This window comes from Rhodobacter sp. P2_H5 (assembly GCF_056403335.1).
Genome location: NZ_JBFUFS010000005.1, coordinates 343,192 through 355,140 on the forward strand (window position 1 = coordinate 343,192; position 11,949 = coordinate 355,140).

Genomic DNA, 11,949 nt, shown 5'->3' on the forward strand with positions numbered 1-11,949 from the left:
CTGAAATACCCCAGATTGACGATTTTTTAGCCCCAATCTCGCCACCATCTGACTTCACCTTCGCAGCATGGGATCCGAGTGCCGACCGCAAGAGTCGCCAAGGATTTCAGAGAGGGTCCTTTGGGTAAGGGGGGTCCACTCGAGTTGGGGCGACCTTGGAAGGACTGGGCAATGACGAGCGTAGCGAACCTTCAGCCGGAACCGGCACCGATCCTTGCGTGCACCATTTCACGCGACGTGCAGAATTTCGAAGTGCTGATCGAGGACATGGAAGTGGAGCTTGGCGAAAGCTGGGGCGACCTTTCCTTTGACGACGCTCAGGTTTTTCTCGACCAGCCCGACGCCCGCTCGCTTGAATTCGTGGCCATCGCGGTCAATGGCGCGGACGAGGCCGACCTCGGCCGCATCGCTGACATTCTGAAGCAGGCAAAATCCTATGGAATCAAGGTCGTGCTGATCGCCGACCAGATCGGCCCGATGGCGCTGCACCAGCTTTTGCGGCTCGGGGCGGATGACTTTGTGCCCTATCCCCTGCCGGAAGGCGCCCTGCACGAGACGATCGAGCGGCTGCGCAAGCCCTCGTCGACCCCGGTTCTGGTGGCCGAAACGATGAGCCCGGACGCGCCGGTGGAAAACAAGATGCCGCAGCCCGGCTTCAAGGCCAAGGGCGACCGTGACGCCGTGGTGCTGCCGGTGCATGGCATGTGCGGCGGCTCGGGCGCTTCGACCTTTGCCACCAACCTCGCCTGGGAACTGGCCACGATCGGCAAGGATGCCCCGCGCGTCTGCCTGATCGACTTTGATTTTCAATTCGGTTCGGCGGCGACCTATCTGGATCTGCCGCGCAAGGAATCGGTCTTTGAATTGTTGTCGGATGCGCAATCGGTCGACAGCGACGCGCTGTTGCAGGCCATGCTGACCTTCAACGACAAGCTGCATGTCCTGACCGCGCCGGCCGACATGCTGCCTTTGGACATCATCGGGCCGGACGACATCGGCCGGATCATCGACATGGCGCGGGCGAATTTCGATTTCGTCATCATCGACATGCCGAAAACCGTGGTCTCCTGGACCGAAACGGTGCTCAGCCGGGCGCATGTCTATTTCGCGCTGATGGACCTGGACCTGCGCTCGGCCCAGAACGTGCTGCGCTTTGTCCGCGCCCTGCGCGCCGAGGGGCTGCCGCATGAAAAGCTGCGCTATGTCCTGAACCGCGCGCCGAAATTCACCGACCTCGGGGCCAAGTCCCGGGTCAAACGCATGGCAGAAAGCCTGGACATCGCGATCGAGGTGCAGCTGCCCGACGGCGGGAACCCGGTCACGCAGGCCAATGACCACGGCCTGCCCCTGTCGGAAAGTGCCGCGAAGAACCCGCTGCGCAAAGAGATCCAGAAACTCGCCAAATCCTTGTTCGAGTTGAACAAGGCCGTCGAATCCGCTCGTAAATGAATTTCCCCTGGGGGGTATAGATGTTCTCGCGCTTCAAAAAACCCGACACCGGCGCCACCAAGCCCACCACTGCGGCGGTGGGCTCTGGCGCGCCCACGGCCCGTGCGGCAGCACCGGCCCCCGTGGCGCCCAAGCCGACGCATTCGCAGCGCCCGCTGATTGCCGCCGCCAATCCGGCCGAAGTGGCCGCGATGGACAAGGAACGCAAGCGCAAGGAAAAGATCAGCGAGCTGAAGGTCGAACTGCACAAGCGCCTGCTCGACAGCCTCAACCTCGCCGCGTTGGAGACCGCCAGCGAAGGCAGCCTCAAGACCGAGATCGCCGATATCGCCTCCGAGGCGCTGAACGAGATGTCGGTGTCGCTGAACGCCACCGACCGCGCCCAGCTGAACCAGGAGCTTTACGACGAGGTCATGGGCCTTGGCCCGCTGGAGCCCCTGCTGAAAGACGAAAGCGTCAACGACATTCTGGTCAACGGCCCGCGCCGGATCTTTGTCGAACGCAAGGGCAAGCTGGAACTGACCGACATCACCTTCAAGGATGAACGCCACCTCTTGCGCATCATCGACAAGATCGTCTCCGCCGTGGGCCGAAGGGTCGACGAATCGAACCCCTATTGCGACGCGCGCCTGGCTGACGGGTCGCGTTTCAACTGCATGGTGCCGCCGGTTGCGGTGGACGGCAGCCTGGTTTCCATCCGGAAATTCAAGAAGGAAAAGCTGCGGATCGACGACCTGATCAAGTTCGGCGCCTTCACCGAGGAAATGGCCGCCTATCTGCAGGCCGCCGTGTCCTGCCGGCTCAACATCATCGTTTCGGGGGGCACGGGGTCGGGGAAAACCACGACGCTGAACGCGCTGTCGTCCTTCATCGACAATGACGAACGTGTGCTGACCATCGAAGACACCGCCGAACTTCAGCTGCAACAGGTCCATGTCGGGCGGATGGAAAGCCGCCCGCCAAACGTCGAAGGCAAAGGTGCCGTCACCCAGCGCGACTGCCTGCGCAACGCGCTGCGGATGCGGCCCGACCGGATCATCGTCGGCGAAACCCGCGGCGAAGAGGTCATCGACATGCTGCAGGCGATGAACACCGGCCACGACGGGTCGATGACCACGATCCACGCGAACTCGGCCCGTGACGGCATCTCGCGTCTGGAAAACATGGTGGCGATGGCCGGGATCGAGATGCCCTTGAAGGCCGTCCGCTCCCAGATCGCCGCCGCTGTGAACCTGATTGTGCAGGCAAGCCGCCTGCAGGACGGCTCGCGCCGCATGGTCTCGATCACCGAGATCACCGGCATGGAAGGCGAGGTCATCTCGATGCAGGAGGTCTTCCGTTACGAACGTCTGGGCGTGGAGCCGAATGGCAAGATCATCGGGCGCTTCAATGCGACCGGCGTGCGCAGCCATTATTCCGAGCGCTTCCGCCAGTGGGGCTTCGATCTTCCTGCCTCGCTTTATGAACCCATCGTCTAAGGCAAAATCATGCAGATCAGCGCAGCGCCTCTCATCTACATACTGATTTTCGTCGCGGTGGTCTTCCTTGTCGAGGGCCTGTACCTCACCGTCTTCGGCAAGAGCATCAGCCTGAACAACCGCCTGTCGCGCCGTCTGGCGCTGCTGGAAAAGACCCATGACCGCGAGAAGGTGCTGGAACAGCTCCGCAAGGAGATGAGCCAGCACGTCAACGCGCGTGGCATCCCGCTGTACTCGATCCTCGCCAACAAGGCGCAGCGCGCCAATATCGCCTTCACGCCCAAGGCCCTGGTCGGCATCATGTTCGGGCTGTCGGTGTTTTCCTATCTCGGCCTGACCATCGGCACCGAGGCGGCAGCGCCGGTCCGCGTTGTCGTGGCTTTGGCCATGGGCTTTGGCGGCGTCTATGTCTGGATCAACAACAAGGCCAAGAAGCGGATGGCGCTTCTGGAGGAACAGCTGCCCGACGCGGTGGAGCTGATGGTGCGGTCCTTGCGCGTCGGTCACCCCTTCTCTTCGGCCATCGCCAACGTGGCCAAGGAAATCGCCGACCCCTTGGGCACCGAATTCGGCGTCATCGCCGACGAAGCCTCTTATGGCCGCGATGTGGCCGAAAGCCTGAAAGCCTTTGCCGAACGGCTCGACAGCCAGGATTTGCGGTTTCTGGCCGTGGCCGTCACCATCCAGCAGCAATCGGGCGGCAACCTGGCAGAGATCCTCGACGGTCTGGCCAAGGTGATCCGCGCCCGTTTCAAACTGTTCCGCAGGGTCAAGGCGATCACCGCCGAGGCCAAGTGGTCGGGCATGTTCCTGTCGGCCTTTCCGATCGGCGCCCTGATCATGATCAACGTGATCCAGCCGCACTACTATGATGACGTGAAAACGACTTCGGCCTTCATTCCCGCCTGTCTGATCGTGGGCGTCTTTCTGGTGGTCAACGTCGTCTTCATGAAAATCATGGTCAACATCAAGGTCTAGGCAGATGCTCTCCACACTCAATGACACTTTGGTGGCCAAGTTCGGACCGCTGGGACCGCTTTATATCGTGGGCCTCCTGGGGATCCTGCTGATCCTGTCGGTGCTGCCCACCATGCTGCGCAAGAAGCCCGAGCCCTTCGACAAGCTGAAGGCGATGCGCGCCCCCGCGGCTGACCCGAAGAAAAAGGGTCAGACGCTGCGCAAGGGCGATAAGATCGACAAGCTGGAAAAGTTCGCGACCTTCCTCGAGCCGCAGGATGCCGAGACCATGTCGGCCTCGCGGCTGAAGATGGTGCGGGCCGGCTACACCAACAAGAACGCGGTGCGGATGTTCCACTTCGCGCAGTTCTCCCTGGGGATCGGGCTTTTGATCTGCGGCGTGATCTACACGATCATCGTCTCGCAACATGCCGAGGTTTCGACCCAGTTCAAACTGCTCGCCACGATCTTCCCCGGTGCCGCCGGCTATTACCTGCCGCAATACTGGGTGCAGCGCCGGTTGCAGACCCGTCAGCAGCAGATCGTCCAGGGCTTCCCCGATGCGCTGGACCTGATGCTGGTCTGTGTCGAGGCCGGCCAGTCGCTCGACCAGTCGATCAACCGGATGGCCAAGGAAACCCGCGCCGGCTACCCTGCCCTTGCCGACGAGCTGGAAATTGTCAGCCACGAGGTCAAGGCCGGCAAGGAACGCGTGCAGGTGCTGAAGGACATGTCGGAACGGATCAACATCCCCGATGTCTCGTCTTTCGTGACCACCCTCGTGCAATCGGCCACCTATGGCACCTCGATCGCCGAGGCGCTTCGGGTTTATTCGGCCGAAATGCGTGACAAGCGCGTGATGCGGGCGGAAGAGAAGGCGAACACCTTGCCCACGAAGCTGACCCTTGGCACAATGATGTTCACGGTGCCGCCGCTGATGATCATTCTGATTGGTCCTTCGGTGATGGGCATCACAAAGGTTCTGACCATGGGGAAAGGCTAGGCTCCGGCCCTCCCCGCTGGCCGGACAGGTCATTGGGTGTTGCTCTGCGCTTGGTCCTCTCACTCCTGCTCGTGCCGCTTCTGGCCGGGTGCAACCTGTCGGGCGAATTGTCCTCCACCGGGTCGACCCCGCCCGCCGTCGATGGCAGCAAGCGCGGCGTTGACGGGCTGGAGGTCGGCCACCGCCTGATGGCCGCGGGCGAATACGAACTGGCGCTGAGCGCCTATTACCGGGCCGCGGCGCAGCAGGGCATGAATTCCGATGTGCTTTCCGCCGTGGGTAGCGCCGATCTGAAACTGGGCCGCCTCAACCAGGCCGAACATATCCTGCGCCGCGCATTGGAGGCCGAGCCGACCTTCGTGCCCGCCATCAACAATCTGGGCGTTGTCCTGATGGAGCAGAACCGCTTTGGCGAGGCGCGGGCGGTGTTCCAGACCGCCTTCGAGCTCGACAGTGGCAAATCGGATGAAATCCGCGAGAATTTGCGCATGGCTATCGCCCGGACCCAGAACACCGTGTATGCTGACAAAGTTGCCGAGGATCCGCCCAAGTTCAATCTGGTGCGGCGTGGCGAGGGGGAATACGTCCTTCTGTCGCAGCTGTAACGGAAAATCCGGGCCCCCTTCGGTTCGAGCAGCAAAAAGGACGCAAAATGCGCCACCCGGGAGTTTATGTGCTGTGCCTTCTGGGCATGGCGAGTTTGGCCGCATGTCAGCACGGCGTGTCGCGCAGTCAGGCCGCCAGGGCCGTGGCCGAGGCGCAGGCCGTTGACCAGAACAACCTCAGCGACATCATGCTGACGGTCGCCGACCCGACCGAGGCTGTGACCTATTTCAAGAACGCTTTGGCCGTCACGCCAGGCCGGATCGACCTCAAGCGCAACCTCGCAAGATCCGAGGCGCGGGCCGGGCTTTACGCCGAGGCTTCGGTCGTCCTGAGCGAGATCATCGCCTCGCCCGAAGGCACCAACGACGACCGTCTGGCGCTGGCCGATGTGCTGATCCGCTCCAACGAATGGGACAAGGCGGCGGCGATGCTGAACTCAGTCCCGCCGACGGTGGAAAGCTATGAACGCTACCGGCTGGAGGCTTTGGTGGCCGACAGCAAGAAAGACTGGAAGAAGGCCGACAGCTTCTATTCGATCGCCGTGGGCATGACGACCAAGCCGCAGGGTGTGTTGAACAACTGGGGCTATTCGAAGCTGACGCGCGGCGACGGCCCGGGGGCGGAAAAGCTGTTCATCCAGGCCCTGACCTATGATCCGACCATGTTCACTGCCAAGAACAACCTGGTTCTGGCCCGCGCCGCCCAGCACAAATATGACATGCCGGTGGTGCAGATGACCCAGGATGAACGGGCGAAGCTTCTCTACACCGCGGGCCTTGCCGCCGTGAAACAGGGCGACACGGCCGAGGGCAAGAGCCTGCTGCGCGCCGCCATCGACACCTCGCCGGTCTATTTCGAACAAGCCGCGCGCAGCCTCGCCGCATTGGGGGGCTGATGCTGCCGGAACTTGCTGCGCTGGTCTTCCTGCCCTTCACGCTGGCCATCGGCATCTGGGTCGCGTGGAGCGACATGAAGTTCATGAAGATCCCGAACAAGGCCGTGCTGGCCCTGATCGCGGTCTATGTCGTGCTGGGCATCCTGGTCCTGCCCTTCAAGGTCTGGGCCTTTGGGCTGGGCGTCGGGGTAGCGGCGCTGGTCGTGTTGTTCGTCGCCAATGCCGCAGGTCTGATGGGCGCAGGTGATTCCAAATTTGGCGCCGCCATGGCACCCTTCTTCATGCTGGCCGATTACCGGCTGGTCATGGGCCTCCTCGCCGGTTGCCTTCTGGGCGCCTTTGCCACCCATCGCCTGATGCGCCTGGTCCCTGCGATGCGCCGTGCCACGCCCGAATGGCAAAGCTGGACGCATCAGAAATTCCCGATGGGCCTCGCTTTGGCGGGAATGCTCAACTTCTACCTGATCCTCCCCCTAATTTTGCCCCTTTTCCGGTCCATCTGATCGCTAGACCCGGCCTGATCCGCGAGGTTCAGGCCCCCGAGACTCTGGCAAACGAGGCCCCGCGATGAACCTGCAAGTCACCCCGCCCGGTGTTCTGCCCCCCCTGCCGCCGAAATCGCTGGTCGAGGTCGGGATCTCGCCGGTGATGATGCGGGATATCCTGCTCAAGACGATGTTCCGGATGAACCTGGATCTGGTGACGGTGCTGGCAAGGGTGATCTGCCTGCCGGTGCAGCTGACCCAGGAACTGGTCGATCAGGCCCGCAGCCAGCGCCTGCTGGAGGCGACGGGGACGCTGCACGCCACCTCGGGCAACGAGATGGGCTATCAGCTGACCGATGCCGGCAAGTCGCGCGCGCTGGATGCGCTCAGCCAGTCGGAATATTACGGCGCGATGCCGGTGCCGCTGGCCGCCTATGGCGAGCAGATGAAGCGCCAGTCGGTCCGCAACATGAAGCTGACCCGGACAGAGCTGATGAAGGGGATGGGCCATCTGATCCTGCCCGACGACCTGATCGGCAACCTCGGGCCCGCCGTGACCTCGGGCCGGTCGATCCTGATGTATGGCCCGCCCGGCAACGGCAAATCCTCGATCTCGAACGGCATCCGCGCCGCTTTGGGCGACCGGATCTACATCCCCCGCGCCATCGAATATTCCGGTCAGGTGATCACGGTCTATGACCCCATCGTCCATTCCAAGGCCGAAGAGGTGGTGGAGGATCCGACAGCACTCCGCCGCTCCGCCAACCGCTTCGATAACCGCTATGTCTTTTGCGAGCGGCCCTCGGTGGTGACGGGGGGCGAATTGACGCTCGACATGCTGGATCTGAAGTACAACCCGGTTGCCCGCACCTATCAGGCCCCCTTGCAGCTGAAATCCTCGGGCGGGATCTTTATCGTCGACGACCTTGGCCGCCAGTCCGAGCCGCCGCAGAAGCTGGTCAACCGCTGGATCGTGCCCTTGGAAGAAAACCGCGATATCCTGTCGCTGCAATCGGGCGAGAAGTTCACCGTGCCCTTCGACACGCTGGTGATCTTTTCGACCAACTTCCACCCGAACGAGATTTTCGACGGCGCGGCGCTCCGCCGGATTTTCTTCAAGATCAAGGTTGAGGGGCCAAATCAGGACAACTTCCTGAAGATCTTCGCCATGGTCGCGCGCAAGAAGAAGATGCCGCTCGATGAGGGCGCGCTCTTGCATCTGCTGAAGACGAAATACCCGACCATCGACAACAATTTCGCCAATTATCAGCCGGTCTTCCTGATCGACCAGATGATCGCGATCTGCGAGTTCGAGAATATCCCCTACCAGATGACGCCCGAGCTGATCGACCGCGCCTGGGCCAACATGTTCGTGCGCGACGAATCCATCGCGCGCTGAAGCCTTGGAGTCAGGTGAAAAGCCTGACCCCCTCTTCCGTCACCACAGCGTCAAGCCGCTGGTCGAAGGCGTCAATCGGCACCTCGTCCACCTCTTGCGCGGCAAAGGCAAAGCCTATGGCCAGCACGGGGTGACGCGCGCGCAGGCCCATCAGGGTGCGGTCGTAAAAGCCGCCGCCATAGCCGAGGCGGTAGCCCCGCGCGTCAAAGGCCAGCAGCGGCACGATCAGGACCTGCGGGTCCACCCAGGCGCCCTCGGCCGGGATCATTGCGCCGAACTCGCCCGCGGTCATCGCCACCCCCGGGCCCCATTCGCGGAACTTGAGCGGCGCCGCCTTGGCGAGGATCACCGGCACGCCGACCGGGCCCTGATGCCGGGCCATGGCCGGCAAAGGGTCGATCTCGGTCCGCATCGGCATATAGCCGGCCAGAACCTTGCCCGCATGGGTGCTCAACAGATCGGCCAGCAGTTCCGCCGCCTGGCCCTGCCCCGCGGCAAAGGCGGATTTGCGGGTGGCAAAGGCCATCTTGCGGGCCAGCGCTTTCACGTCATTCATGTCGTTCATGTCATCAACACCGTCGCAAGGCCAAGAAAGGCCAGATATCCCATCACATCCGTCAAGGTCGTAACGAAAGTCCCCGAGGCCAGCGCCGGGTCGAGGCCCGCCCGCTCCAGCGTCAGGGGCACCAGAACCCCGCCAAGCGCCGCCACGATCTGGTTGACGATCATCGCCAGCCCCAGAACGATTCCCAGCCGCGGCTCGCCATAGACCAGCGCGCCCCCCAGCCCGAGGATCAGCGCCAGCCCCAAGCCGTTCAGCAACCCCGCCATCAGCTCGCGCCGCACCACCCGCGCCGCATTGGCCGAGGTGAGGTCGCGCGTCGCCAGGGCCCGCACCGACACCGCCAGCGACTGCGTCCCGCCAATCCCCCCGGTGGAGGCGACAATCGGCATCACCGCCGCGAGTGAGACAATCGCCGCGATCGTCCCTTCGAACCGCGAGATCACGAAGGCCGAGATCGAGGCGGTGAACAGGTTGACCACCAGCCAGGGCAGCCGCTGTTTCACCGTCGCCAAGGGCCCGTCAGACATCGCACTGTCCTCGCCCACCCCGGCCAGGCGCAGCATGTCTTCGCCATGTTCCTCGTCCAGCACCGCCATCGCGTCGTCGATGGTGATCACCCCGATCAGCCGCCCGCCCTTGTCGACCACGGGGCAGGAAATCAGGTGGTACTGGTTGAAAAGATAGGCCACATCGCCCTCGGGCATGGTGGGTTCGATGGTGCGGAAACTGTCCTCCAGAATGTCCTTGAGCCGCACCCCGCGGTTGGCCGACAGGAGCCGGCCCAGCGTGACATAGCCGGTCGGGCGCATCCGCGGGTCGGTCAGCAGGACGTGGTAGAACTGGTCCGGCAGGCTCGCCGCACTGCGCAGATGGTCGATGGCGTCGCCCACCGTCCAATGCTCCGGCACGGCCACGACCTCGCGCTGCATCAGGCGGCCGGCGGAGTATTCCGGATAGGAGAGCGATTGTTCGACCGCAACCCGGTCCACTGCATCCAGCGCGGCCAGCACGGCACCGCGGCCCGGGGCGTCAAGATCCTCAATGATGTCAACCACATCGTCGGAGTCGAGCTCGCGCACCGCATCGGTGAGCGTCTTTTCCGGCAGGGCGGCGATCACCTCTTCGCGGATGCTTTCGTCCAGTTCGGACAGCACCTCGCCGTCGATGACCTGCGGCGCCAGGCGCAGCAGTTCTTCGCGCGCGGCAGTGCCGATCTGCTCCAGTAGGTCGGCCACGTCGGCCGGATGCATCTCGCCCAGCAGGGCAAGCAGATCGGCGGGTTTTTCATCGCGCACCGCGTCCAGCACGGCGGCCACCCGGCGCGGATCGAGGCCCTCTTCGTCTTGTTCTGCCTCGATATCGGCCATTCCGCCCCCGCTTTGATTGCGCCGACCTTAGCGAAAGCTGATTCAGCAAAACAGAGGCGATGCGAAATTTACCCCGGCGGGAGAAGGCATTAGTCTGAGCGCCGGAAAAAGAGGTGAAACATGGCCGATCTGCTCTTGGGACAGGTGCTTTCCTATGCGGGTGATCCCTTTCTGACGGAAGACACCGTGCGTCTGGAGGAGGCCGTTCTGGTCGAGGGCGGCAAGATCCGCGCCTTGGGGTCGGCCGCGGCCCTGCGGGCGGCCCATCCGCAGGCCAGGGTCACCGACTATGGCAAGTCCTTGATCTCGGCCGGATTTATCGACGCCCATGTGCATTACCCGCAGACGGCGATGATCGCCTCCTGGGGCAAAAGGCTGATCGACTGGCTGAACCTTTACACCTTCCCCGAAGAGATGCGCTTTGCCGATCCGGCCTATGCGCATGAGGTGGCGGAGCGCTATTTCGACCTGGCACTGGCGCATGGCACGACCTCGATGTGTTCCTATGCGACGATCCATCCCGGTTCGGTCGATGCCTTCTTCCAAGGCGCCAAGTCGCGGGGATTGCGGGCTTTTACCGGCAAGACCTGCATGGACCGCAATGCGCCCGAGGGCCTGCGCGATACGGCGCAAAGCGCCTATGACGACAGCAAGCGCCTCTTGCAGAAGTGGCATGGGGTGGACCGGCTGTCCTATGTGATCACACCGCGGTTTTCGCCGACCTCGACGCCGGAACAGCTGGCGGCGATGGGGGCCTTGTGGCGCGAATATCCCGATTGCCTGATGCAGACCCACCTCTCCGAACAGACCGACGAGATCGCCTGGGTCAAGGAGCTTTACCCGCAATCGCGTGATTATCTCGATACTTACGAGGCGCAGGGCCTGTTGCGCGAAGGCGCGGTCTATGGCCATGCGATCCATCTGACCGCACGCGAAAAGGCGCGGCTGGTGGAGGCCGGGGCGAGCCTGGTGCATTGCCCGACCTCGAACACCTTCATCGGCTCGGGCCTGTTCGACATGAGGCTGGCCAAGGCTTTGCGGGTGGGGCTGGCCACGGATACTGGCGGTGGGTCGTCGTTTTCGATGCTGCGGACCATGGCTGCGGCCTATGAGGTGGCGCAGCTGCGCGGCCAGGCGCTGCACCCGTCGCAGCTCTGGTGGCTGGCGACCCAGGGCTCGGCGAGGGCTTTGCGGGCGGAGCATCAGATCGGCAATATCGCCCTTGGGCTGGAGGCGGATCTGGTGGTGATCAACCTCGCCTCCACCCCCGCCATCGAACAGGCGACCCGGCGGGCGGAGGATCTTTGGCAGGCGGTCTTCCCGACCATCATGATGGGCGATGACCGTGCGGTGCAGGCGGTGTGGATTTCCGGCAAGCCCTTGCGAGCGCAGGGTTAATCCGGGACATTCGGCGCGCGGGACGGGTCTTTTTTCCGTCTTCCCGCTGTCTTCCTTCCGTCTCTACGCGCGGGGCGGGAAGGATGCGTTAACCATGTCTTGCGAATCGTCGGGGGTCACGATTTTTCTGCGAAAAATCGGGGCGCTGATTTTTCGCAGAGGGTCTTGACTAGCATAGAGCCAGAAAACTGGCGCAATGCTATGAAAAGGCTTATGAATCGCTACGCAAAAAGTTCGAAACTTTCTGAAGCCCAATTTCGGGCCTTCATCAGGCTCGTCGCGGCCGATCTCACGGCCAGTCAGATCGCGCAGGTCAGCGGCCTCAACCGCAACACGGTGAACCGTTT

The 11,949-nt window shown here is 63.0% G+C and carries 11 protein-coding genes and 1 pseudogene; 10 read left to right on the forward strand and 2 right to left on the reverse strand.

Going from position 1 to position 11,949, the window contains the following annotated elements:
- Positions 1–171 precede the first annotated feature (171 nt).
- The 8 genes from AC1DVR_RS09595 to AC1DVR_RS09630 all read left to right on the forward strand — a co-directional run bounded on the left by AC1DVR_RS09595 (position 172) and on the right by AC1DVR_RS09630 (position 8,272).
- The gene (locus tag AC1DVR_RS09595) at positions 172–1,449 is read left to right on the forward strand and encodes a CpaE/TadZ family protein (RefSeq protein ID WP_478000329.1); all 1,278 of its coding nucleotides are present in this window, start codon (positions 172–174) and stop codon (positions 1,447–1,449) included.
- A gap of 20 nt (positions 1,450–1,469) precedes the next feature.
- A complete protein-coding gene (locus tag AC1DVR_RS09600) occupies positions 1,470–2,927 on the forward strand; it encodes a CpaF family protein (protein ID WP_478000330.1) in 1,458 nt (485 codons plus the stop codon).
- Between the two features lie 9 nt (positions 2,928–2,936).
- Positions 2,937–3,905 carry a type II secretion system F family protein gene (locus AC1DVR_RS09605; RefSeq protein ID WP_478000331.1) on the forward strand — a complete coding sequence of 323 codons (969 nt, stop codon included), beginning with the start codon at positions 2,937–2,939 and terminating at the stop codon, positions 3,903–3,905.
- Positions 3,906–3,909: 4 nt separating this feature from the next.
- Entirely contained in the window at positions 3,910–4,887 is a 978-nt protein-coding gene (locus tag AC1DVR_RS09610) for a type II secretion system F family protein (RefSeq protein ID WP_478000332.1), read from the forward strand.
- Positions 4,888–4,919: 32 nt separating this feature from the next.
- Entirely contained in the window at positions 4,920–5,492 is a 573-nt protein-coding gene (locus AC1DVR_RS09615) for a tetratricopeptide repeat protein (RefSeq protein WP_478000333.1), read from the forward strand.
- A 47-nt stretch (positions 5,493–5,539) separates the two neighbouring features.
- Entirely contained in the window at positions 5,540–6,388 is an 849-nt protein-coding gene (locus tag AC1DVR_RS09620) for a tetratricopeptide repeat protein (protein ID WP_478000334.1), read from the forward strand.
- Positions 6,388–6,891 (forward strand): A24 family peptidase, encoded by a 504-nt coding sequence (locus AC1DVR_RS09625; RefSeq protein WP_478000335.1) that lies wholly within the window; start codon positions 6,388–6,390, stop codon positions 6,889–6,891. Before AC1DVR_RS09620 ends, AC1DVR_RS09625 begins: the two co-directional genes overlap by 1 nt.
- Before the next feature lie 64 nt (positions 6,892–6,955).
- Positions 6,956–8,272: an ATPase gene (locus AC1DVR_RS09630; protein WP_478000336.1), complete on the forward strand. Its 1,317-nt coding sequence runs from the start codon at positions 6,956–6,958 to the stop codon at positions 8,270–8,272.
- Positions 8,273–8,282: 10 nt separating this feature from the next.
- Here the strand turns inward: AC1DVR_RS09630 and AC1DVR_RS09635 are convergent, their stop codons facing one another.
- Both AC1DVR_RS09635 and mgtE read right to left on the reverse strand, forming a co-directional pair.
- Positions 8,283–8,837 carry a 5-formyltetrahydrofolate cyclo-ligase gene (locus AC1DVR_RS09635; protein WP_478000337.1) on the reverse strand — a complete coding sequence of 185 codons (555 nt, stop codon included), beginning with the start codon at positions 8,835–8,837 and terminating at the stop codon, positions 8,283–8,285.
- Positions 8,834–10,204 (reverse strand): magnesium transporter, encoded by a 1,371-nt coding sequence (gene mgtE, locus AC1DVR_RS09640; protein ID WP_478000338.1) that lies wholly within the window; start codon positions 10,202–10,204, stop codon positions 8,834–8,836. Before mgtE ends, AC1DVR_RS09635 begins: the two co-directional genes overlap by 4 nt.
- A gap of 120 nt (positions 10,205–10,324) precedes the next feature.
- Between mgtE and guaD the strand changes: the two genes are divergently transcribed.
- Both guaD and AC1DVR_RS09650 read left to right on the forward strand, forming a co-directional pair.
- Positions 10,325–11,602, forward strand: coding sequence for a guanine deaminase (guaD, locus tag AC1DVR_RS09645; protein ID WP_478000339.1), 1,278 nt, complete (start codon positions 10,325–10,327; stop codon positions 11,600–11,602).
- Between the two features lie 201 nt (positions 11,603–11,803).
- Positions 11,804–11,949: pseudogene (locus AC1DVR_RS09650) on the forward strand (IS1595-like element ISTne1 family transposase); the annotation flags it as partial.

Excerpts from the sequence above, each read along its gene's own strand:
- AC1DVR_RS09595 (WP_478000329.1), top strand. The coding sequence starts at position 172 with ATGACGAGCGTAGCGAACCTTCAGCCGGAACCGGCACCGATCCTTGCG.
- AC1DVR_RS09600 (WP_478000330.1), top strand. The coding sequence starts at position 1,470 with ATGTTCTCGCGCTTCAAAAAACCCGACACCGGCGCCACCAAGCCCACC.
- AC1DVR_RS09605 (WP_478000331.1), top strand. The coding sequence starts at position 2,937 with ATGCAGATCAGCGCAGCGCCTCTCATCTACATACTGATTTTCGTCGCG.
- AC1DVR_RS09610 (WP_478000332.1), top strand. The coding sequence starts at position 3,910 with ATGCTCTCCACACTCAATGACACTTTGGTGGCCAAGTTCGGACCGCTG.
- AC1DVR_RS09620 (WP_478000334.1), top strand. The coding sequence starts at position 5,540 with ATGCGCCACCCGGGAGTTTATGTGCTGTGCCTTCTGGGCATGGCGAGT.
- AC1DVR_RS09625 (WP_478000335.1), top strand. The coding sequence starts at position 6,388 with ATGCTGCCGGAACTTGCTGCGCTGGTCTTCCTGCCCTTCACGCTGGCC.
- AC1DVR_RS09630 (WP_478000336.1), top strand. The coding sequence starts at position 6,956 with ATGAACCTGCAAGTCACCCCGCCCGGTGTTCTGCCCCCCCTGCCGCCG.
- AC1DVR_RS09635 (WP_478000337.1), bottom strand. The coding sequence starts at position 8,837 with ATGAACGACATGAATGACGTGAAAGCGCTGGCCCGCAAGATGGCCTTT.
- mgtE (WP_478000338.1), bottom strand. The coding sequence starts at position 10,204 with ATGGCCGATATCGAGGCAGAACAAGACGAAGAGGGCCTCGATCCGCGC.
- guaD (WP_478000339.1), top strand. The coding sequence starts at position 10,325 with ATGGCCGATCTGCTCTTGGGACAGGTGCTTTCCTATGCGGGTGATCCC.